The organism is Gracilibacillus massiliensis (genome assembly GCF_001458115.1).
Lineage (GTDB): Bacteria > Bacillota > Bacilli > Bacillales > Amphibacillaceae > Gracilibacillus > Gracilibacillus massiliensis.
Genome location: NZ_CZRP01000013.1, coordinates 817,129 through 839,166, shown reverse-complemented (window position 1 = coordinate 839,166; position 22,038 = coordinate 817,129). Strand labels below are relative to the sequence as shown.

The following is a 22,038-nucleotide window of genomic DNA, read 5'->3' as shown; positions in this document are numbered from 1 at the left end:
TATAATGAATATTTTGGTAACGGGTTATTCAGGTCAGCTTGGATACGATGTTGTTAAAGAAGGTTTAGCTCGTGGATTGACTATGTATGGTGTAGGTCAGAAACAACTAGATATTACAAATGAGCAGGACGTTTTTGACTTAGTGGAAGAGGTAAAACCAGACGCTATAGTTCACTGTGCAGCCTATACTGCCGTAGATAAAGCAGAAGATGACCGGGAGCTTTGTTGGGATGTGAACGTCAACGGTACTAAGTATCTGGCTAAAGCTTCAAAGGCTGTCGGTGTTCGGTTTATGTACATAAGCACTGACTATGTGTTTGAAGGAACTGGAGTGGAACCTTTTAAAGAAACCGATCTAACAAATCCAATGGGGTATTATGGATTAACGAAGCATGAAGGTGAAAAAATCGTTAGAGATCTTTTAGATGAATGTTTTATTGTTCGGATTTCTTGGGTGTTTGGGATTAATGGTACCAACTTTATTAAAACAATGCTTCGTTTGGCAGAGACACGTGATGAGTTAAATGTTGTCGGAGATCAATATGGTTCACCAACTTATACGTTTGACTTAGCACAGTTGTTATTGGATATGATTTTGACCACTAATTTCGGCATTTATCATGCATCTAATGAAGGTTTTTGTACGTGGGCAGAGTTTGCGGATGAAATTTTTCGACAAGTGGGTAAGGAAGTCAAAGTAAATGCCATTACAACCGAGGAATATCCTACTCGTGCTGTACGACCGAAGAATTCTAGAATGTCGAAGAATAAATTAGTAGAAAACGGATTTAATAGACTACCAAAATGGCAGGAAGCATTATCACATTATTTGAATGACTTAAATCAAGGGGGGAAATAGATGACGCGTAAAAAAGTGTTAGTTACTGGTGGAGCAGGGTTTATAGGTGGAAATTTTGTTCAGTATATGGTAAACAGGTATCCAAATTTTGACATATACAATTTAGACTTACTCACCTATGCGGGTGACTTAACGAAGCACAAAAATATTGAGTCTAAGGATAATTATCACTTTATGAAAGTGAATATAGCAGATCATCATGCGATTATTCCTTTATTCGAACAGGAAAAATTTGATTTTGTCGTACATTTTGCTGCCGAAAGTCATGTGGACCGTTCTATTTCGGATCCAGGCGTGTTTGTCAGGGCAAATGTATTAGGGACACAAGTGTTGCTTGATGCTGCCAGAGCGGTTGGAGTAACAAAATTTGTCCATGTTTCTACAGATGAAGTTTACGGAGAATTAGATTTTGACCCAGATACATTTTTTACAGAAGAAACACCTCTTCAACCAAACAGTCCATATAGTGCGAGTAAAGCTTCCTCGGATTTATTAGTGCGTGCCTACTATGAAACATATGGTTTGCCAGTGAACATTACGCGTTGCTCCAATAACTATGGACCATATCATTTTCCAGAAAAGTTGATTCCATTAACCATTTCAAGAGTATTGAATGATGAAAAGGTGCCTGTATATGGTGATGGACGTAATATTAGAGATTGGTTACATGTATTAGATCATTGTTCTGCAATAGATTTAGTTTTGCATGATGGAGAGATTGGTGAAGTTTATAATGTTGGAGGTCATAACGAGCGAACTAATCTTGAAGTAGTTAAAACAATTATTAATACCTTAGGAAAATCAGAAAACCTAATTGAATTTGTTAAAGATCGATTAGGACATGATAAACGCTATGCGATTGATCCAACTAAGCTTGAGCTGTTAGGTTGGAAACCAACTTATACTTTTGAAACTGGGATTGCAGATACTATTGAGTGGTATTTGGAAAATAAAGAATGGTGGGAACAAATAATTAGTGGGGAGTATCAAGGGTACTTTGCTAAGCAGTATTCTCTTTAAACAGCGAGAAAGTTATATAATTAGTGAAAGGGTGGAATTACCGTGCATTTAGTTTTATTATCTGGTGGATCTGGAAAACGTCTTTGGCCATTGTCTAATGATGCTAGATCGAAGCAATTTTTGAAAGTGTTGCAGAATGAGAATGGACAGCAAGAGTCGATGGTTCAAAGAGTGTGGAGACAGTTGACGAGACATGATTTGGCAGACAAAGCTATTATTGCGACAAGCAAGTCTCAAGTGGACATGATTCATAATCAAATTCGCATGGATGTTCCCATTGTAACGGAGCCATCACGCAGAGATACATTTCCTGCCATTGCACTATCAGCAGTTTATTTGTACTCTATACAAGGGGTAGAACTAAATGAAATAGTAGGTATGCTCCCAGTTGATCCATATGTAGAAGATGGCTTTTTTAAACGAGTAAAAGATTTAGAGACTACATTACTAGCTTCTAATGCAGAACTAGCTTTAATGGGTGTAACACCAACTTTTCCTTCCTCTAAATACGGTTATATCGTACCAGCCAATGAATATAATGATGGATATGTAACGGTTGACTCATTCAAGGAAAAACCGGACGAAGCAACTGCTCAAACATTAATTAAAAAGAATGCACTATGGAACTGTGGTGTTTTTGCATTTAAACTTGGCTACATTATTGATTTACTTTTAGAAAAGGGCTTGCCTATCCAATATGATGAATTATTAAATCAATATAGTAGTATGGCAAAGAAGAGCTTTGACTTTGAAGTTGTAGAGAAAGCTAAGGAAATTGTTGCGCTTCCTTATGAGGGATGTTGGAAAGACCTGGGTACATGGAACACATTAACCGAAGAAATGGCTACCAATTTAACAGGTAAAGGTATAATGAGTGAAGGTGTCGAGAATACTCACATTATCAATGAATTAGATATACCGATTACTGTGCTTGGCATCAACAATGCGGTTATTGCAGCGAGTCCTGATGGAATTCTCGTGACTGATAAAGAAAAGAGTCCAAAAGTGAAGGAGTACGTTGGTGACTTTGATGGACGGCCAATGTACGAAGAACGTCGTTGGGGTTGGTATCGCGTGTTAGAGCATACGAAATATTCTGAAAGTAATGAAGTTTTAACTAAGCGTATTGGTATTATTGCAGGAAAAAACCTTAGCTATCAAGTACACTACAAGCGAAGTGAAGTATGGACCATTATTAAAGGTCAAGGCGTATTCGCGTTAGATGGACAGCTGCGACATGTACGAGAAGGTGATGTTATCCAGATTCCACTAGCTGCGAAACATGCACTGAAAGCTACTACGGATATGGAAATTATTGAAGTTCAAACTGGTAGTGAATTAGTAGATGAAGATATATTCCGATTTGAAATGGACTGGGAAAAAGTCTTTCGAGAACTAGAAATTAATTGAAAAGTATTATGATTAAGAATTTCTGTATTCATGTTGTTATAGTTAGTGGTTTGATTTTATAGCATCGGTTTAAGTATTCTAAACATGATATAATTATAAATGAATTCCATATAAGGGGGCCATAAAAATGAAACAACTCTCACACCTCGATCAACTCGAGGCAGAAGCAATATATATAATAAGAGAAGTAGCAGCGGAATGCGAAAATCCTGTTATGCTTTATTCAATTGGTAAAGACAGTTCTGTTATGCTACATCTAGCAATGAAAGCTTTTTATCCGGAGAAACCTCCGTTTCCTTTCATGCATATTAATACAACATGGAAGTTTAAAGAAATGATAGATTTCCGTGATCGGAAAGCAAAAGAATTAGGTATTGAAATGCTAGAACACACCAATCAAGAAGGTGTAGAACAAGGCATTAACCCATTTGATCATGGTTCAAGTTATACCGATATAATGAAAACTCAAGCACTTAAGCAGGGTCTTGATAAATATGGTTTTGATGCAGCGTTTGGTGGCGGTCGTCGTGATGAAGAAAAATCACGTGCGAAAGAAAGAGTTTTCTCTTTCCGTAATAAGAACCATGCATGGGATCCGAAGAATCAGAAGCCTGAAATGTGGAAGCTTTATAATACCAAGATTAATAAGGGGGAAAGCATGCGTGTATTCCCTCTTTCTAACTGGACGGAAAAAGATATTTGGCAGTATATCCGTAAGGAAGAAATAGATATTGTTCCATTATACTTTGCGAAAGAGCGTCCAATTGTTGAACGTGATGGCAATATTGTCATGGTGGATGATGATCGTTTGAAGTTGGAACCTGGTGAAGAAATTCAGTATAAGAAAGTTCGCTTTCGTACATTAGGTTGTTACCCTCTTACTGGTGGTGTAGAGTCAGATGCAGATACGTTAGATGATATTATTGAAGAAACGTTAGGTGCGGTTTCTTCTGAACGGACAAGCCGTGTGATTGATCAAGAAGCTGCTGGTAGTATGGAACGCCGTAAGAGAGAGGGGTATTTCTAGAATGAAGGGTTTATTGAAGTTTATTACATGTGGTAGTGTCGATGACGGAAAATCAACATTAATTGGGCATATGTTGTATGATGCCAAACTATTATTTGCCGATCAAGAAAAAGCTTTGGAACTAGATTCCAAGGTCGGTAGCCGTGGCGGGGAAATTGATTATTCTCTATTACTAGACGGTTTAATGGCTGAACGTGAACAAGGGATTACTATTGATGTAGCGTATCGTTATTTTACAACAGACAATCGTTCGTTCATTGTTGCTGATACTCCAGGGCACGAAGAATATACGCGTAATATGGCAGTTGGGGCATCTTTTGCGGATTTAGCGGTTATCTTGGTGGATGCAACAAAAGGTGTGATTAGCCAAACAAAACGACATGCGCGTATTTGTGCCTTAATGGGAATTAAACATATTGTACTAGCTGTTAACAAAATGGATTTAGTAGGCTATGATCAAAAGCGTTTTGAAGAGATTAAACATGATTTCCAACAGATGACCTATGGTTTTAATTTGGAAAGTATTCAAGTGATCCCTGTATCTGCAACAGAAGGCGATAACATTACCAAGAATTCAGACCATACACTTTGGTATGATGGCAAGGCATTATTGCCATATTTAGAAGGTATAGAAGTAATCGACGATGCTGCTCAACAGGAATTTGTAATGCCAGTGCAGCGTGTAAGTCGTCCTAATCATACCTTTAGAGGTTTCCAGGGACAAATCGAAGCTGGAAACATTAAAGAAGGCGATGAGATCATTTCACTTCCAAGTCAAGAAAGAGCCAAAGTGAAAAGTATCCTCGTTACAGATTATGAAGTATCTGAAGCAGGTGCCGGGCAACCTGTAACGGTTCAATTAGATCGCGAAGTCGATGTCTCCAGAGGTTGTGTCTTAACTACTTCTGAAAATGTACAGGTAACCGATATGTTTTCTGCTTCAATTCTTTGGATGGATGACGCGGAACTAGTAGAAGGTAGAAACTACTTGGTTAAAGTCGGAACCAAAATGTTACCAGGAACCGTGATGTCGATTAAACATAAAATTGACATCAACACAGGTAAAGAAGTTCCAGCTGATAAAATCTTTAAAAATGAACTGGTAGAATGTGATATATCATTATCAGAGAATATGGTGTTCGATAAATTCGAAAATAATAAAGCATTAGGTGGACTTATTTTAATTGATCGGGTTACCAATATGACTTCTGCATGTGGTGTGATTGAACATGCTTTACGTCGTTCTACTAATGTGGTATGGCAGGAAACAGACATTACTAGAGAAGTACGAGCTCAACAGAAAGGGCAAAAACCATTAACATTATGGTTTACTGGACTATCTGGATCTGGTAAGTCAACACTTGCTAACGAAGTGGAAAAACGCCTTGTAGCAACAGGACATCATACTATGTTATTAGACGGGGATAATGTTCGCCATGGTTTGAATAAAAACCTCGGTTTTAAAGAACAGGATCGTGTCGAAAACATCCGTCGTATTGCGGAAGTTGGTAAATTAATGAATGATGCCGGTCTTGTTGCATTAACATCTTTTATTTCACCATATGAGAGTGATAGAAAAAATGCACGAGATATTATTGGAGATTCTTATATTGAGATTTTTGTAAGCACTCCTCTAGAGGTTTGTGAGCAACGTGACGTAAAAGGACTATATAAAAAGGCTCGTTTAGGTGAGATTCCAAACTTTACGGGTATTTCCAGTCCATATGAGCAACCAGAAAATCCAGAGATTGAAATCGATACAAGTGACCACTCTTTGGAAGAAGCTACAGATTACGTTGTAAAAGAAATCATGAAATATATGGACTAATAGTTGGAAAGCTACTATCAAGTGAACATGGTAGTAGCTTTTCCGCTTTAAAAGGGAGGTGATTCCTCATTGACACTTGAAATGGGTTTTGTATTAGTGGTTATTGTCGTCATGTTTGTAGCCTTGTTATTAGAACTTGCTCGTCCTGATATGATTGTGTTTTCTGCTTTAGTTATTTTTGTCTTAACTGGACTATTAACTCCAGAAGAAGCATTTAAGGGTTTTTCAAATCAAGGGATGCTTACAATTGCTTTATTATTTATTGTGGCAGGAGCAGTACAAAAACATGGTCTACTGGAACAGATGATGAAGCAGTGGTTGAGTAAAAGTAAGAAGGTTAGAGGTTCTATGTTTCGTTTTTATTTACCGATCTCTTTATCATCCGCTTTTTTGAATAATACGCCGATAGTGGTTACCTTTACACCAATGATCAAGAAGTGGTGTGAAGAAAGAGGAATCGCCCCCTCCAAATTCTTAATTCCACTTTCCTATGTCACCATTTTAGGTGGAACGATTACGGTGATTGGTACATCGACAAACTTAGTCGTTCACGGTATGCTTTTGGATTATGGTTTAGAGGGTTTCACTTTATTTCAATTGGCAGTAGTTGGTGTACCTGTTTTAATTATCGGATTTATTTATTTGTTTACGATAGGTTTTAAGTTACTCCCTCATAACAAGGGTTTTAGTGAACAAGTGAAAAAGGACAGCCGTGAGTATATCGCAGAAATGACGGTGTCTAGCAGTTTCGCTTTTATTAATGAAACCGTGGAAAATGCTGGATTACGTGAGTTAAAAGGATTATATTTAGTGGAAATTATTCGTGAATCTGAAAGGATTTCACCGGTAAAGTCGACAACGATCGTTCGTGCTGGAGACCGACTTATATTCACCGGATTAATCTCGACGATTGCAGAATTACAACAGTTAAAAGGGCTCCAATTAGAAACAGGTACACATTTAGATTTGGATGACTTGAAGAATGGTGATGTACAGTTAGTAGAGGCAGTAGTCTCACATCAATCTTCGTTGTTATCAAAGTCTATTAAGCAGTCACAATTTCGTTCCAGGTTTGATGCTGGTGTTTTAGCCGTACACCGAAATAATGAACGGATCAAAAGTAAAATAGGAGAGATTATCTTAAAGCCTGGTGATGTATTATTATTACTAGCTGGCTCAGATTTTGTACGAACTTATCAACATTCGAATGACTTTTATGTGGTATCTTCCATGGAAACACCGAATCATTTAAATGAGAATCGTAAAAAAGGCTGGTTTTCTATAATCGTACTTATTATTATGATTCTAGCAGTAACATTAAATGTGTTATCGATGTTTAAGGCCATGCTTTTAGCTGTATTCATTTTTATTATTACCAAGATTATCAGTCCAGAGGAAGCAAAGAAGAAAATACAGTTTCATGTGTTGCTGTTAATTGCTAGTGCCTTTGGTGTAGGAACGGCTATGACCAAAACAGGCCTTGCATCATGGATGGCAAATGGCCTTTTAGAAATAGGGGAACCACTTGGCATTATTGCGATATTAATCGCTGTATATATTTTGACCAACATTTTCACAGAGTTGATTACAAATAGTGCAGCAGCCGTCTTAATGTTGCCTATCGGTATCGAGATGGCAGAGGTGCTGTCCTTAGACTATATGGGATTTGCTGTGACAATCGCTATTGCAGCTTCTGCAAGTTTTATTACACCAATAGGTTATCAGACCAATTTAATTGTGTATGGACCAGGCGGATATACCTTTAGTGATTATATCAAAGTTGGAACCCCGTTAAGTATCATTGTAATGCTCATCACCGTAACCATCGTGAATATGTTGTGGTTTTAAAAATAGGAGGAGGAAATTTAATGCATACATATATCAATGATTTGTTCAAGATTTGTTTAGCAGCCGGAAAAGAAATAATGGATGTCTATCAACAAGATTTTGAGGTGGAAGTAAAGAAGGATGACTCACCTTTAACGATTGCGGATAAAAGAGCCCATAATGTAATTGCAGAAAGTCTAAGTAAGATAGATGCGACCATACCCGTGTTAAGTGAAGAAGGTAGGGGAATTCCATTTGAAGAGCGCAAGAACTGGGAGCAATTTTGGTTAGTGGATCCTTTAGATGGCACGAAAGAATTTATTAAGAAAAATGGTGAATTCACGGTAAATATCGCACTAATTGATGGGCATTATCCAATCCTTGGCGTTATTTACGCACCAGCATTAGATACTTTTTATTTCGGTGTAAAGGGTGAAGGTGCTTATAAACTAACCAATGCTTCTCACGTAAATGTAGCGAACGAAGAAGAGTTGGTTAATCAAAGTGTTCGGTTACCTGAAGTGAATGAGTCTGAGGCTATTAATGTGGTTGCTAGTCGTTCTCATATGTCGAAAGAGACGGAAGAGTTTATTGATCAACTAGATGGTAAGGTAGAGGTTGTTTCATCTGGTAGTTCCTTAAAGTTTTGTTTAGTAGCAGAAGGAAAAGCAGACTACTATCCAAGGTATGCTCCAACGATGGAGTGGGATACAGGTGCAGGTCAAGCTATAGTTGAATCATCAGGTGGATTAGTTATCCGCCATGAAGATGGTGAGCGATTTTATTATAATCGAGAGAATCTGCTTAATGGTTGGTTTTTAGTGAAGGCTAAATAAACATTTATTTACAATAGATGAAATAGTTGTTGTTTCAAGATGATAAAGTGTTACAATTAAATTGTTCATTAAACAAGTTGTATCTGTTAAAGAAGATAAGATAAAGGAGAAATCATTTTGCAAAAAAGAACACAACAAAACAAAAAAACAAAAAAATGGCTAAAAATCTTATTGTTAGTATTTGTAGTAGTTATATTGTCAATAGCAGGTTATCTGTATTCCATTTATAATAATGCTCAAAAAACAGTGGAAGAAAAAGTTCACAAAGAAGTAGAAACGATTGATACAACAGTGACCAAGAAGAAAGTAGAAGCCCAAGAGCAACTGAATGTACTGTTGCTTGGAGTAGACCAACGAAGTTCGGATAGTGGCCGTTCGGATGCGTTAATGGTATTATCTCTAGATCCGGACAATGATTCTATGCAGTTGGTAAGTATTCCGCGTGATACCAGAACAGAAATTGTTGGTAAAGGAATGAATGATAAAATTAATCATGCCTATGCTTTTGGCGGTGTTGATATGTCAATAAATACTGTTGAGAATTTCTTAGATATAGAATTAGACTACTACGTTCGAATGAACATGGAAGGCTTATCAGACCTAGTTGATGCCTTAGGTGGTATAACGGTTAATAATAAATTGGATTGGAATGACAGTGGTTACTACCAAAAAGGTTATCATTATGCGAAAGGTAACATACAATTAAATGGGCCTCAAACAATGGGATTTGTTCGTATGAGATATCAAGATCCTAATGGTGACTTTGGCAGAACAGAACGTCAACGTCAGGTGATCAAGGCAATAGTTGATAAAGGGGCGAGCTTTAATTCCGTTGGGAAAATCAATGACCTGATCGAAGTATTAGGAAATAATGTGGTGACCAATATGGAGTTTAGCGATATGACAGATCTGTTTGCTAATTATCGCAATACAAGACAGAACTTTACCAGTTATATGATGCAAGGCAATGGAACAAAGATTGATGGAGTCTATTACTTGCAAGTAGGAGAAGATGAAGTTCAAAAAGTGCATGATATGATCGTGAAAGAAGAATCATAGAAAAAGTTTATTTTTATCATTTTTAGAATGTGGTAAGATTGATCTGTATAATTGGAAATAGTTAATTTTATCCTATTAAACTTGATGGAGGAATACCAATGAAAAAAATAAGAAAGGCGATTATCCCTGCAGCAGGATTAGGTACACGTTTTTTACCGGCAACAAAAGCAATGCCTAAGGAAATGCTGCCGATCGTAGACAAACCTACTATACAATATATAGTGGAAGAAGCTATTGCATCAGGGATTGAAGATATTATTATCGTAACAGGTAAGGGGAAACGTGCGATTGAAGATCACTTTGACCATAACTTCGAATTAGAAGATAATTTAATAAAAAAAAGCAAATTTGAACTCTTAGAAAAGGCAAAAGAACCTTCTCAAGTAGATTTGCATTACATCAGACAAAAGGAACCTTTAGGATTAGGACATGCAGTATGGTGTGCCCGTAAATTTATTGGCGATGAACCATTCGCTGTGTTACTAGGTGATGATATCGTAAAAGCAGAAAAACCATGTCTTAAACAAATGATGGAACAATACGAGGATTCTGGTGGATCTATATTAGGTGTTCAGCAAGTCCCAGATAATGAAACTCATCGATATGGAATTGTCGATGTAGCCAACAAGAATGGTAACCTATATGGTATTAATAACCTTGTCGAAAAACCAAAACAAGGTACTGCACCATCAAACTTAGCGATCATGGGTCGTTATGTCTTATCACCAAAGATTTTTGGTTACCTAGACGCGCAAAACATCGGCGCAGGTGGCGAAATTCAATTAACAGATGCTATTCAACAATTGAATGTAAGCCAAAGCGTATTTGCCTATGATTTCGAAGGTAGAAGATACGATGTAGGAGAAAAGTTAGGTTTTGTCAAAACGACAATTGAATTCGCATTACAGAATGAAGAAATCGGTACTGAAGTTAGAGAGATGTTACAAGATATTTTAGAGGCTAATATGCAGAAGTAAGTGAATTTTTATAATAGTACTCGGATTTTATGAAAATATAATTCGGGTTCTATTTGAAATTAACATATGTATATATGATCATTTGTTTTTTTGAGGAGTAAGGACATTAAATACAGTGCTGTTTGAAGTTGATATTCACATAAATTGAGACTGTTTTTGTTAAATATAGTTATCTAATGATCAATTATTGAAAGATCGCCACTATAAGGATGAACAATGCTATTTATTTGCGGAAGTCTTGGATGACCGTATTGAAATTAATATTCTCATAAAGATAAGTATATATATTTTACTTTCTTATCATTAAGATGGGAATCTAGTATACTATAATGAAAATCTTTAAATTTGCTTACAGGCTTCGAATCTTATTATATTAAGGCGGTGTTTATAATGGAATTACAATCTTTTCCTAAAGCTGTTTATTACTATTTTAAAGAGTGGCAAGAATATAAAATGGAGTTACATCAACATATGGCAATTGAAATCATGTATGTAATAAAAGGGAAATGCAAAATAGAAATTGAGAATCGAAAAGTAGTGTTGCGTAAGAACCAATATATTTTTATACATAGTAATATTCCACATCGACTAATTGTTGAAAAACATTCACCTTCTCGGATGCTAAATGTTGAATTTGAATGGAACAAAGATGATAATCACTTTACCAATATCCAGTCATTAATGAAATATGATGAGCGTTTGATGGAAATGTTTGTTGCAGATGAAAAGTACTTCTGTTTAAAAGATGTTGACAATATTTACTATAACTTACGCTCACTCGTATTGGAATTAGATCATAAGACACCTGGTAATGAATTAATAATAGATAATTTATTTATTCAATTACTCACACTGATTGCAAAAAATAGGGAAGATCAAAAGAAGCAAACGTCTTTAGCGAATGAGTATTTTATAAATCAAGCATTGACGTATATTCATGAGAATTATGATTATGAAATAAAAGTTCATGACATAGCACAAACCGTACACCTACATCCAGGCTATTTACATCGAATTTTCAAGCAATCTATGAATATGACTATTAATGAATACATAACAAAAGTCCGAATCGATAAGGCTAAAATGCTGTTAGAAAAAACGGAAATACCTGTAACAGAGATTTCTAGTTATGTTGGTTTTAGTACAAGCCAATATTTTAGTAGTACATTTAAAAAAATCACAGGATTAACACCTTCTAAATATAGAATATATTTTCATGATGTTAAAAGTTAGTATTTTATACATTAAGGGCAGTGAATTATCAGAAAATTGAAAGCGTTATCAAATTTTAGATGATATAGTATTCCTAACTTAATCATAAGGAGGGAGCTATTATTAAATTTAAAATTGCTTTTATAGGTGCTGGTAGTATCGGTTTTACAAGGGGATTGGTTAGGGATATTTTATCTGTTAAAGAATTTAAAGAAATTGAAATTTCTTTTACAGATATAAATGAAAGAAACTTAGAAATGGTAACAAAACTTTGTCAACGTGATATTGATGAAAATGGACTTAATATCACTATCAAATCTACAACTAACCGACGTGAAGCATTAAAAAATGCTAAATACATTTTTAATGTAGTGAGAATCGGAGGATTAGAAGCTTTTAAACATGACATTGAAATACCATTAAAATATGGTATCGACCAATGTGTAGGTGACACATTATGTGCCGGTGGGATTATGTATGGACAACGCGGTATAGCTGAAATGCTAGAGATTTGCAAAGATATTCGAGACGTTTCAGCCTCTGATGTACTGTTGCTTAATTATGCTAATCCTATGGCGATGTTGACTTGGGCTTGTAATAAGTACGGTGGTGTAAACACTGTTGGTCTTTGTCACGGGGTACAGAATGGTCATAAACAAATAGCAGAGGTGTTGGGAAGAGAAAAGAATGAAGTCGATATCATTTGTGCTGGTATCAATCATCAAACTTGGTATATTCAAGTGAAAACAGACGGAACAGATCGCACTGGTGACCTTTTGGCAGCCTTTCAAGAACATCCAAAGTATAAAGTAGAAGAAAAGGTACGTATCGATATGTTAAAGCGCTTTGGATATTTCAGCACAGAATCAAATGGACATTTAAGTGAATATTTGCCTTGGTATCGTAAAAGGCCAGAAGAAATCAATGAGTGGATTGATCTAAGTAAATGGATCAATGGGGAAACAGGTGGATATTTACGAGTTTGTACTGAAGGAAGAAATTGGTTTGAAACAGATTTTCCTAACTGGTTAAATGAACCAGCCTACGAATTTAAAGAAGAAAATAGAGGACAAGAGCATGGTTCATTTATTCTTGAAGGACTTGAAACAGGAAGAACTTATAGAGGTCATTTTAATCGGATCAATAACGGGATTATACCAAATTTACCAAGTGATGCAATTATTGAAGCTCCAGGTTATGTAGACCGTAATGGAATTAGTATGCCTTACGTAGGTGAGTTACCTTTAGGTCCCGCTGCCGTATGTAATATGAGTATCTCTGTCCAAAGACTGTCAGTTGAAGCAGCAATAAATGGTGATGACTACTTATTAAAGCAGGCAATGATGATGGATCCTTTGGTGGGAGCTGTATGTAATCCAAATGAAATTTGGCAAATGGTAGATGAAATGTTAGTAGCTCAAAAAGAATGGTTACCACAATATAAAAAATCAATTGCAGAGGCAGAAGATAGATTAAATAAGGGTGACTTAATTCCGACTCAATATAATGAAGGAGCAGCCAGGTTAAAAGTCAAAACAGTAGAGGAAATGGCCGAAAATCGTCAAGAAGCTAAACGAAATTCTGGTGAAGCAGATAAGGGGAATTTTTAAAATCTGGAGGTGCTTAGAATGAAAAAGTTAATCAGTGTATTATTAAGTATATTATTTATTGTTGGTTGTTCTTCAAGTGATGAAACTAGTGGTTCAAATGAACAAGAGGAAAGTAAAACTACATTAGAGATATGGTGGAATGTTGATGAGGCAGAGGACCGATCTGGGTATTACGATGCTATTGAGAAGTATGAAGAGATAAATCCAGATGTAAATATCGAAGTTCAGGTTTTACCATATGAACAATTAAAACAAAAAATTACTACTAGTGCTGCAAACGGTAATCCGCCAGATATAGCGCAAGGACTTGCTGAATGGATGGCAGATTTTAATTCTATGGAATCACTATACCATCTGACTGATTTTGTAGAAGAATGGGAAGGGAAAGACAGTGTACCACAAGCTGTTTGGGATAGTGTAACAATGAATGATGAAATAGTGTCTTTTCCAAGCTATATAGGAACTAGAGCAAGAATGTATCATGAAGACATACTTAATGAGGCTGAAGTTGAAGTGCCTGAGACGTGGGACGAATTGTTGACCGTGGGGAAAAAATTAAATGATGCAGGAATAGAAAATCCATTCGGGATAAGTGCAACATCAGCACGCGCACCTCAAGAGTTGGCCGTATATTTATGGTCCAACAATCTGAATTTAGTGGAAGAAACAAGTGATGATATGTATCGGAATACATGGAAAGAAGATGAAGATCAATTAGCTCGAGCTGCAGAGGTCTTCCAATTTTACAAAGACATGTTAGATCAAGGTGTCATTTCACAAAACCAGACTAGCTGGGGATATCAAGAATTAGATCAAAACTTTGCTCAAGCCAATGTTGCAATTGCTCAAAATGGTCCATGGATTAAAGGGTATGAAGAGGAACAACCTGAAGGAATGGCAGATGTGAAAGTAGATGGAGTGCCACCTTATAAAGAGACTCCGACAACATTTTTAGAGGTAGCTCAATGGTATGTATTTGAAGATTCAGACCAAAAAGATGAAGCGTTGGAATTTTTAGAATGGTTAGGTTCTAAAGAAGGACAAAGTATTTATGCTAAAGGGAACAGAACAATTCGAAATGATATGGACATAGAAGGAGAATGGAATGTAGCTTTTTCCGAGATTGCTGAACACGGGCGTGCTTGGCCAGCGATTCCAATGGGAGGAATTATTGATTCAATGTCAGAATCAATTCAGCAAGTGTTAATAGGGGGCACATCTCCAGAGGATGTAGCTATATGGTTATCTGATCAAATTAACGAATCTCTAGATGATAACGGTTTATTGGGTGAATAAATAGTGTCGATACACTTCAGAAAATAACTGAAGTGTATCATTTCCTTATAACGAAGGAGCGTTGTGAACATGGTCAGATTTTTTAAAAGACATACAATTGCATATGTATTTATGTTACCGGCAGTAATATTTCTGGTTTTATTATTATTAGTGCCAGTGATAAATGTCTTTATTAATAGTATGTATGAATCCAATCTCCTGATTGTTGGGGATGATGTATTTGTTGGTTTCGAAAATTTTTTAAATGTTATACAAGATCCTCTTTTTTGGACAACAGTAAAAAATAGTTTTGTTTATACATTTGGTTCTGTTGGTGGCGAGTATATAGTTGGTTTAAGTACCGCTATTCTACTTAATCAAAAAATTAAAGGACGAGCTCTTTTTAGAGGGATTATGATTATACCATGGGTTGTACCTATTGTAGTTGCAGGTATGACTTGGAGATGGATGTTGAATCCAGAATACGGTATAGTTAATGTTCTATTAATGAATATTGGTTTAATTGATCAGAGTATAAATTGGTTAGGTAGTGAATCTACTGCCATGTTCTCTGTAATATGGATAAATGTTTGGAGAAGCTTCCCATTTTATACTATTTCTTTCTTAGCTGTTTTACAAACTATTAATAAGAGTGAATTAGAAGCAGCAGAAATTGATGGTGCAAATATGTTTCAAAAGTTTTGGAAAATTACTTTTCCAAAATTAGGTGGTATCTCCATTATATTAATCGTATTGCATTTAATTTGGACATTTAATAATTTCGATTTCATATGGATACTTACAGAAGGTGGTCCATTAAATGCTACTGAAACTCTAGCGATAGCAACTTATAAAGAGGCATTTATGAAATACCACTATGGATCAGCATCCGCTATTTCTGTTTTAATGGTTGTTATTTTAACAGGTATGATGGCGCTTTATTTCTGGTTGCAAAATAGAAAAATAGAATAGAGGAGGTACTAACAATGAAACTTACTCGAAAAACTAAAAGGAAGTTACTTAATGTTGTAACCTACTTTTTTCTGATAATAGCCAGTATTTATAGTTTGTTTCCAATTTTATGGGCGTTTTTAACAGCGATTAAACCGGCAGATGAAGTTAGATCAGCGAATCCTAGTCTGTTAACATCGAATCCTACTTTTGAAAACTTTCGTTCTGTTCTATTTGAAACACAATTTCCGAGGTATTTCTTAAATAGTGTAATTGTTTCATTTGGTAGTGTATTATTGTCCATCTTTATTGGTGTTCTAGCGGCATATGCTTTGAGTAGATTAAGTAAGGCACCAGGTGTGAAAGCGCTGGGTGTAGGTATGCTATTAGCACAAATGGTTCCAGTGGTCCTATTAATGATTCCATTATACAGAATTATGATGAATATGGGACTACTTGATTCGTATTTAGGTTTAATTATTTCTTACACTGTTTTTGCTGTACCTATCATTACCTGGATGTTAAAAGGATTCTTTGATACCATTCCGGTTGAAATTGAAGAATCTGCAATGTTAGATGGTTGCAGCAAATTCTATTTAGTAATTCGAATTATGCTCCCATTATCGGTGCCTGCTATTGTTTCAGCTGGTATTTATGCATTGGTTCACGCTTGGAGTGAGTTTGTATTAACTTTTACATTTGTTTCAGACGATTCAATGAGAACGCTATCCACTGGTGTATTTAATTTTATGGGGTTATGGATTGTAGATTGGGGTCGTTTGATGGCAGCGGCGATTTTAATTATTATCCCGATAGCAATTGTATTTACATTTATTCAGAAGTATTTGGTTAGTGGCCTTACTGCTGGTTCCACTAAGGGTTAATGGGTGAGAGGTGAGACCTTATATAGAGGTCTCCCCTTGATATTATGAGTAGAAAATATGCTTAGTAATCATATTCTGTAAAAAATATCGTCGTATAGTAATTTTGTTATTACATAACTATGTTGAAATTATCTTTTGGTTTGCGACAATGTACAGCGTACTTATTTATAATTATGATGTCCAATCGATGGATTTTTTACAAATGTTGCATTACAGCTTCCTGAGTATGGCAAGTTTTAATACAACTTACGCCCAAAAAAATCAATTGGATTAATTTTGATCGTTACACAATCTTTTGTAGTCTTTTTATGACGCTTATAAGTATGGCAAGGTTTATTTCGTTGTTTCCATTGCCGAAGAGAAGGTGCTTTTGATTGATAATCTTTCTAATGGAATAACAAGTATGTGAACAAAAGGGGGTCTAGATATGAAGGATAAAATTATAGAGATAGAATTAAGAAGGCAAGAAAGTCGTTTATTAACAATTACACAGAAATTTAATAATAGTAACTCTCAATTCAAAGTAGAGAATGAGTTACCTCCAAAGAATATTTGTGGTTTATACTGGATTTATACATCTTACACTGACGAAGATTTACTCCAATCTATTCATTCGGATAAGATAGGAGCAGTAAATATTTCTAAGTTGGCTAGGAGAAGAATGAACTTGAATAATGTTTGTAGAATAAAAAAAGATGGATTCAGGATTGTTTATAATGGTATTGCGAGCAATTCCAAAAAAAGTAATTATGATTTACGGGAACGTATCTATCAAGAATTTAGAAACAATGGAATAACAGGATCTTTAAAAATTAGTGGTACGAATTTAGATGATTTAAGCAAATGGAGGTATAGCTATATTGACTTAAACGAACATGAATATGTTGAAGATGCGATAGCGCTAGAAGTGGGATGGAGATTGGAATATGGCTGGCCAATACTATCAACCAATTGATGAGTGCGATTTAGTGGGGTTAGCGGTAGTAAAACTCCACTAAATTCAGCTAAAGCGTCGCAAAAACCGTTTTACACATTCCAGCTCTATGGTGTTGTTTTTTCAATGTATGATAGGAAATATTAACAGTGATGCTTTGTTCGTTGATGAAATGGATGCGTGTACGTGTGAAAGGGTGTTGCCCTTTTTCGATATGGATAACGGCATGATACAACAGCCAAATACAGTCATAGGCTGAAGGTGATTGAGCAGGATAGGCGTAGAGCCCTTTTTCTGTATGAATTGGAATTGGTGTCTTCTGTTGATAATCCAAGTGGTGTCGTACCGATATTTGGCGACCATGATAGTTTGCTCCATAGTGGATGCAGTTCTCTTTGATAATATTTATGGCTTTTGTTTTAATTGGAATGGTTTCGTTCATTTCAAGGATTTTTGACTGATAATAAGGATTATAAGCAGGGAGTATGGCTAAAGTGTTAGAGGTAATACGGTAGCTAGTCGTCATCATGTTCACCCAAGCGGTTCTTGTTATAGTTGGCAATTCCTTTTTCATAGTTTGCAAATAAGGTGTCCAAAGAGCAGTTCAACACCTTAGCAATCTTTCCAACGGTAACAAAGGAGGTCTGCGGATATTTGCCACGCTCGATTTTGCTGTAATGTTCTGGATCTAATCCTGCTGCTTCTCCAACATAATGTTGCGTCCACTTCGGATCTTGCTCCTGCAACTCCTCACGGGACTGTCTAATACACTGCCCAAGTATTCTACCATTAATCTCTCCAACATCTCTCACAACAAAACCCCTCAAAACCCTTTTCTCCATTATCTAAAAACAAGAATAGCCTGAATACGTGGAGTATCACGTATTGAGAAGAGTGAAACATGGGGAAACATGGGGACGGTTCTCCCGTGTTTCATTCTTCTTTTTGGAAGTGAATTCCAAGGGAAGCTTCAAGGATAAAAGTCTTAATTCTGGCAATTCAACACGGGGCATTGGGTGCTAAACGTTCAATACAATCAATTGTACGAGTAAACTTCCATTTGGATATTCGAAAATCTGATTTTCATAATAGAAAATAGCTAAAACTGTTAACATTTTGAGATTTTCATAACGTTTTTTTGAAATACGTTGATATGACTGTTAGGTTCAACTTTTATATGATCGGTGTAATGAAGTTCAGGACATAGCCTGAATTGCCATCCAATCAAAAAGGGAGAGTGAATCGATATGGCAAATCCTCAAGTGGAGAAAGGGTACATACGCATTGCGAATGATCTTTGGAATGAAGTGTTACGACGCGATTTTACGAAACGGCAAATGAATCTGATTTTACTTATTTGGCGACTATCTTATGGCACAGGACAGAAAAGTTGCAAAGTGCCGAATTTGATTGCATTTGAGCAGGTAGGTATGTATAAGCAAGATATTAAGAAAGAATTACTTTTTCTCAAACAGTGTGCGGTTTTGGATTGGGATGAAAATGTAATGGAATTTCAGATTAATAAAGAGTATCATCTTTGGCAAGTTACACCGAACAAGCAGTGGGATCAGGAGAAATTTAACCGACTTATTCACGCGAATTTGAAACGAAAAAGAGAGAGTGAGCCAAGGCCTTCTCAGCAAAGACAAGCAGATCAAGTAAGTAAATCACCTACTACTTCCAATCGTCCAGTTCGTAAAACACGAACCCTTAAGTTAGTAAAACACTTACCAACAATCGACGGAAAGCCAATGAAGATCAAGGATGCAGCATTCTTAAAGAAAGGTTTAAAGACATTAAAGCTTAAAGACATAAAAGAATATAATAATAGTCAACGTGATCATCGTTTTCGTGAGGTGATCGATTTTTATCGAGACAATTTGCAAAAGGGGATCACCGAATCGCCCTTTAATTACGAATTGATTACACAGTGGTACGATGAATTTGGTTATGATTTAGTATTGGAAGCGATGAAAATTGCAGCAAATAGAGAAGCTAAAGGGGTGAGATACATAGAAGGCGTACTGAAAAATTGGCAGCAAGCAAATGTCAAAACCTTAGAAGATCTCAAGGTACTTAAAAAACAATCCCAAACAAAGCGAAAGTCCGTCTTTTCTAAGAAGAGAAATGCTGCTTCGAAAAAGGATATTGTGCCGGAATGGTATCGCCAACACAAACAAGAACGCAATCAAATTGGCAAACAGGAATCAATTGAGGAAAAAGAGAAAAAAGTGGAAGAGATTGATCAGATGTTGCAGGAGTATCTGTCGTATAGGGGGCAGATACGGTAAAAAACAAGGGGTTGCTGAAATACCGATGGGCCTGCTTCCCATTGGTAGTGTATAGGTGACAGCTTTCTTAAAAGGACAATTGTTACGTATGAAGGACAATAGTTATATATGAATATGGTCCTTATCTTGGTTCCATTCGACCAATGTAATATTATATTTTTTACTCAACACACAAATTTATATTACTCTTATCGTTCAAATTCATTGAGAGGCTTTTGAGATAGTGTAATAATAAAATAGAATTCACACCTAATTATGGGAATATATGTTACCATTAAATAGTATAAGTTAACTGACTATAATACAGAGGAGTGATTTCTTGATGGCTACCGAAAACGTTATAGTAAATGGCATTCGGACTTTGGATGATTTTAAAAAATTTCATACTTATCATTTTGAAAAAATAAAAAGAAACTATGTCCTTTTTACAACTATATTAACAATGCTGCTTTACTTCATCGTGATACAAATGATTTTTTCTTATGTATTTGATTTCAATAATGTGTGGCTTTTGTCATTTGTTGTTGCTCTAATTTTATCTCTACTTACTGCTGCCGCATCAATCTTCTTTATGAAAGTAGCAGTGAATTACCGTTCCGTTAGTGAATACAAGAGTGATCCAACACTACAATACGAAATCATTTATCACTTTAGCAAGGACGTTATTAAGCAAGAAAAAGGAAGGTCAATCGAATATTTCAAATGGAATGAGATTTTTTCAGTAAATGAGCACCAAGATATGTACCTACTTTATGTTTCTAAGTATAAAGCAAGTATTGTAGCTAAAAGATTTTTTGAAACAAGAGATGAAGAAGAATTGTTTAAGCTGCTTGTCAGTAATAATATTCCCGCATCGAAAGTGAATTGGATATAGGGGGGCAGTATAAAAGGACAATTGTTTGCATGTGGAGAACGGTTTTGGGAATGTAATAGTCTTTTTCCATGTTGTCACAATTTTTTAGTCATTGTAGTATGGACGTCTTGAAATCCAATTTGTTTATATATTTTTTTCGCAAGGTTATTTGCAAAAACATTAAGTCGTATTTCATTGTAACCGCGTTGTTTATTAGCATCGATGGCAGCTTGTAGTAAATGTTTAGCTATTCCATAATTTCGATATGGGGGCAAAACATATAATTCAAAAATATATGCATGTGGCTGATTGTTAATAAGATCTATATTTTCACCGATTAGAATCCAGCCAGCGATCGATTGATCTGAATTGCGATAAACTAAGTAATGGGCACCCTCTTCCAATATCATTCTTACCATTTGTAATGCTTGTGCCTGACTGATCACATTTTTCTGTAAAACCCCTTCGTTCGCTGAATCCTTTGCTCTTGCTAAAATAAACCGCAAATCACGATCTGTTGCCACATCAATCATCACAAAACCCCCTGCAAAAATTTCTTACTAAAGCATATGCAAGTTTTAGAGTATCGGGACTTCTAAACGTGAACAATTATCTTTGCGAGGGGGCTGACACCAAATACAGACTTCTCTTTTTATAATGCTAGAAGTCAATATGGTGCAGGAATTAAAGCATTATAAATGGAGTAACTAATTTGATGAACTCTGCAAAAAATGTAAAAATTAGCAAATGACACGCTTAGCAATTTGTAGTAAGATAGGTATAACAACTAATGAAATGTTAACCGCTTGTGCATTCTTTTATAATGAAAAGGAGAGGTATAATGGAAAATAATGAAGTGAATATGATACTTCAAGCCATTAGAGAATTATCGGAAAAAGTAGATCAAAATCAAGGCTCTCTTCAGCAATTGTCAGAGAAAGTAGATCAAAATCAAGGCTCTCTTCAGCAATTGTCAGAGAAAGTAGATCAAAATCAAAGCTCTCTTCAGCAATTATCAGAAAAAGTAGATCAAAATCATGCTGAATTAACAAAACGCATGGATAACATGGAAGATAAGATGGACTATATTCAGCATAAATTAACAGAGCATGATGAGGAAATTTATAAATTAAAACGAAAAGCACAATGAAATATGTGTTAGATCCCTTGAAGATACAATTGTTC

Annotated in this window: 21 protein-coding genes; 18 read left to right on the top strand and 3 right to left on the bottom strand. The window is 35.7% G+C overall.

Annotated features, from left to right (window positions below; translation table 11 throughout):
- The first annotated feature begins 4 nt into the window (after nt 1-4).
- The 15 genes from rfbD to BN3107_RS15870 all read left to right on the top strand — a co-directional run bounded on the left by rfbD (nt 5) and on the right by BN3107_RS15870 (nt 17,730).
- A complete protein-coding gene (gene rfbD / locus BN3107_RS15940; RefSeq protein ID WP_058308614.1) occupies nt 5-859 on the top strand; it encodes a dTDP-4-dehydrorhamnose reductase in 855 nt (284 codons plus the stop codon).
- Nucleotides 860-1,879: a dTDP-glucose 4,6-dehydratase gene (gene rfbB, locus BN3107_RS15935; protein ID WP_058308613.1), complete on the top strand. Its 1,020-nt coding sequence runs from the start codon at nt 860-862 to the stop codon at nt 1,877-1,879.
- A 42-nt stretch (nt 1,880-1,921) separates the two neighbouring features.
- Nucleotides 1,922-3,289, top strand: coding sequence for a sugar phosphate nucleotidyltransferase (locus tag BN3107_RS15930; RefSeq protein WP_058308612.1), 1,368 nt, complete (start codon nt 1,922-1,924; stop codon nt 3,287-3,289).
- A 127-nt stretch (nt 3,290-3,416) separates the two neighbouring features.
- Nucleotides 3,417-4,316: a sulfate adenylyltransferase subunit CysD gene (gene cysD, locus BN3107_RS15925; protein ID WP_058308611.1), complete on the top strand. Its 900-nt coding sequence runs from the start codon at nt 3,417-3,419 to the stop codon at nt 4,314-4,316.
- A gap of 1 nt (nt 4,317) precedes the next feature.
- A complete protein-coding gene (gene cysC, locus BN3107_RS15920) occupies nt 4,318-6,144 on the top strand; it encodes an adenylyl-sulfate kinase (protein WP_058308610.1) in 1,827 nt (608 codons plus the stop codon).
- 69 nt (nt 6,145-6,213) lie between these two features.
- A complete protein-coding gene (locus tag BN3107_RS15915; RefSeq protein ID WP_058308609.1) occupies nt 6,214-7,992 on the top strand; it encodes an SLC13 family permease in 1,779 nt (592 codons plus the stop codon).
- A gap of 20 nt (nt 7,993-8,012) precedes the next feature.
- Entirely contained in the window at nt 8,013-8,807 is a 795-nt protein-coding gene (cysQ, locus tag BN3107_RS15910) for a 3'(2'),5'-bisphosphate nucleotidase CysQ (RefSeq protein ID WP_058308608.1), read from the top strand.
- A gap of 117 nt (nt 8,808-8,924) precedes the next feature.
- Nucleotides 8,925-9,866 (top strand): LCP family glycopolymer transferase, encoded by a 942-nt coding sequence (locus tag BN3107_RS15905; protein WP_058308607.1) that lies wholly within the window; start codon nt 8,925-8,927, stop codon nt 9,864-9,866.
- Nucleotides 9,867-9,964: 98 nt separating this feature from the next.
- Nucleotides 9,965-10,843: a UTP--glucose-1-phosphate uridylyltransferase GalU gene (gene galU / locus BN3107_RS15900; protein ID WP_058308606.1), complete on the top strand. Its 879-nt coding sequence runs from the start codon at nt 9,965-9,967 to the stop codon at nt 10,841-10,843.
- Between the two features lie 390 nt (nt 10,844-11,233).
- On the top strand, nt 11,234-12,076 hold the full coding sequence (locus BN3107_RS15895) for an AraC family transcriptional regulator (protein WP_058308605.1): 843 nt from the start codon (nt 11,234-11,236) through the stop codon (nt 12,074-12,076).
- Between the two features lie 101 nt (nt 12,077-12,177).
- Nucleotides 12,178-13,665, top strand: a complete 1,488-nt coding sequence (gene melA, locus BN3107_RS15890; RefSeq protein ID WP_058308604.1) for an alpha-glucosidase/alpha-galactosidase — start codon at nt 12,178-12,180, stop codon at nt 13,663-13,665.
- Nucleotides 13,666-13,683: 18 nt separating this feature from the next.
- Nucleotides 13,684-14,961 carry an ABC transporter substrate-binding protein gene (locus tag BN3107_RS15885; RefSeq protein WP_058308603.1) on the top strand — a complete coding sequence of 426 codons (1,278 nt, stop codon included), beginning with the start codon at nt 13,684-13,686 and terminating at the stop codon, nt 14,959-14,961.
- Between the two features lie 69 nt (nt 14,962-15,030).
- Nucleotides 15,031-15,912 (top strand): carbohydrate ABC transporter permease, encoded by an 882-nt coding sequence (locus tag BN3107_RS15880; RefSeq protein WP_058308602.1) that lies wholly within the window; start codon nt 15,031-15,033, stop codon nt 15,910-15,912.
- Between the two features lie 14 nt (nt 15,913-15,926).
- The gene (locus BN3107_RS15875; RefSeq protein ID WP_058308601.1) at nt 15,927-16,775 is read left to right on the top strand and encodes a carbohydrate ABC transporter permease; all 849 of its coding nucleotides are present in this window, start codon (nt 15,927-15,929) and stop codon (nt 16,773-16,775) included.
- A gap of 427 nt (nt 16,776-17,202) precedes the next feature.
- Nucleotides 17,203-17,730, top strand: a complete 528-nt coding sequence (locus BN3107_RS15870; RefSeq protein WP_058308600.1) for a hypothetical protein — start codon at nt 17,203-17,205, stop codon at nt 17,728-17,730.
- 49 nt (nt 17,731-17,779) lie between these two features.
- On the opposite strand, the gene BN3107_RS15865 is transcribed toward BN3107_RS15870, so the two are convergent.
- Together BN3107_RS15865 and BN3107_RS15860 are read right to left on the bottom strand one after the other, a co-directional pair.
- A complete protein-coding gene (locus tag BN3107_RS15865) occupies nt 17,780-18,238 on the bottom strand; it encodes a competence protein ComK (RefSeq protein WP_231735370.1) in 459 nt (152 codons plus the stop codon).
- Nucleotides 18,225-18,521, bottom strand: a complete 297-nt coding sequence (locus tag BN3107_RS15860) for a helix-turn-helix domain-containing protein (protein ID WP_058308598.1) — start codon at nt 18,519-18,521, stop codon at nt 18,225-18,227. The genes BN3107_RS15865 and BN3107_RS15860 overlap by 14 nt, the downstream gene beginning before the upstream one ends.
- 435 nt (nt 18,522-18,956) lie before the next feature.
- On the opposite strand from BN3107_RS15860, the gene BN3107_RS15855 reads away from it, so the two are divergent.
- Together BN3107_RS15855 and BN3107_RS15850 are read left to right on the top strand one after the other, a co-directional pair.
- Nucleotides 18,957-20,000 (top strand): replication protein, encoded by a 1,044-nt coding sequence (locus BN3107_RS15855; protein WP_058308597.1) that lies wholly within the window; start codon nt 18,957-18,959, stop codon nt 19,998-20,000.
- A 322-nt stretch (nt 20,001-20,322) separates the two neighbouring features.
- Nucleotides 20,323-20,874: a YcxB family protein gene (locus BN3107_RS15850; RefSeq protein ID WP_058308596.1), complete on the top strand. Its 552-nt coding sequence runs from the start codon at nt 20,323-20,325 to the stop codon at nt 20,872-20,874.
- 74 nt (nt 20,875-20,948) lie between these two features.
- Here the strand turns inward: BN3107_RS15850 and BN3107_RS15845 are convergent, their stop codons facing one another.
- On the bottom strand, nt 20,949-21,386 hold the full coding sequence (locus tag BN3107_RS15845; protein WP_058308595.1) for a GNAT family N-acetyltransferase: 438 nt from the start codon (nt 21,384-21,386) through the stop codon (nt 20,949-20,951).
- A gap of 308 nt (nt 21,387-21,694) precedes the next feature.
- Between BN3107_RS15845 and BN3107_RS15840 the strand changes: the two genes are divergently transcribed.
- Nucleotides 21,695-22,003: a hypothetical protein gene (locus BN3107_RS15840; protein WP_058308594.1), complete on the top strand. Its 309-nt coding sequence runs from the start codon at nt 21,695-21,697 to the stop codon at nt 22,001-22,003.
- Nucleotides 22,004-22,038 lie beyond the last annotated feature (35 nt).

Bases quoted from the DNA above. Each gene is read 5' to 3' on its own strand.
- rfbD (WP_058308614.1), top strand. From the start codon at position 5: ATGAATATTTTGGTAACGGGTTATTCAGGTCAGCTTGGATACGATGTT.
- rfbB (WP_058308613.1), top strand. From the start codon at position 860: ATGACGCGTAAAAAAGTGTTAGTTACTGGTGGAGCAGGGTTTATAGGT.
- cysD (WP_058308611.1), top strand. From the start codon at position 3,417: ATGAAACAACTCTCACACCTCGATCAACTCGAGGCAGAAGCAATATAT.
- cysC (WP_058308610.1), top strand. From the start codon at position 4,318: ATGAAGGGTTTATTGAAGTTTATTACATGTGGTAGTGTCGATGACGGA.
- cysQ (WP_058308608.1), top strand. From the start codon at position 8,013: ATGCATACATATATCAATGATTTGTTCAAGATTTGTTTAGCAGCCGGA.
- galU (WP_058308606.1), top strand. From the start codon at position 9,965: ATGAAAAAAATAAGAAAGGCGATTATCCCTGCAGCAGGATTAGGTACA.
- BN3107_RS15895 (WP_058308605.1), top strand. From the start codon at position 11,234: ATGGAATTACAATCTTTTCCTAAAGCTGTTTATTACTATTTTAAAGAG.
- BN3107_RS15885 (WP_058308603.1), top strand. From the start codon at position 13,684: ATGAAAAAGTTAATCAGTGTATTATTAAGTATATTATTTATTGTTGGT.
- BN3107_RS15880 (WP_058308602.1), top strand. From the start codon at position 15,031: ATGGTCAGATTTTTTAAAAGACATACAATTGCATATGTATTTATGTTA.
- BN3107_RS15875 (WP_058308601.1), top strand. From the start codon at position 15,927: ATGAAACTTACTCGAAAAACTAAAAGGAAGTTACTTAATGTTGTAACC.
- BN3107_RS15870 (WP_058308600.1), top strand. From the start codon at position 17,203: ATGAAGGATAAAATTATAGAGATAGAATTAAGAAGGCAAGAAAGTCGT.
- BN3107_RS15865 (WP_231735370.1), bottom strand. From the start codon at position 18,238: ATGATGACGACTAGCTACCGTATTACCTCTAACACTTTAGCCATACTC.
- BN3107_RS15855 (WP_058308597.1), top strand. From the start codon at position 18,957: ATGGCAAATCCTCAAGTGGAGAAAGGGTACATACGCATTGCGAATGAT.
- BN3107_RS15850 (WP_058308596.1), top strand. From the start codon at position 20,323: ATGGCTACCGAAAACGTTATAGTAAATGGCATTCGGACTTTGGATGAT.
- BN3107_RS15845 (WP_058308595.1), bottom strand. From the start codon at position 21,386: ATGATTGATGTGGCAACAGATCGTGATTTGCGGTTTATTTTAGCAAGA.
- BN3107_RS15840 (WP_058308594.1), top strand. From the start codon at position 21,695: ATGGAAAATAATGAAGTGAATATGATACTTCAAGCCATTAGAGAATTA.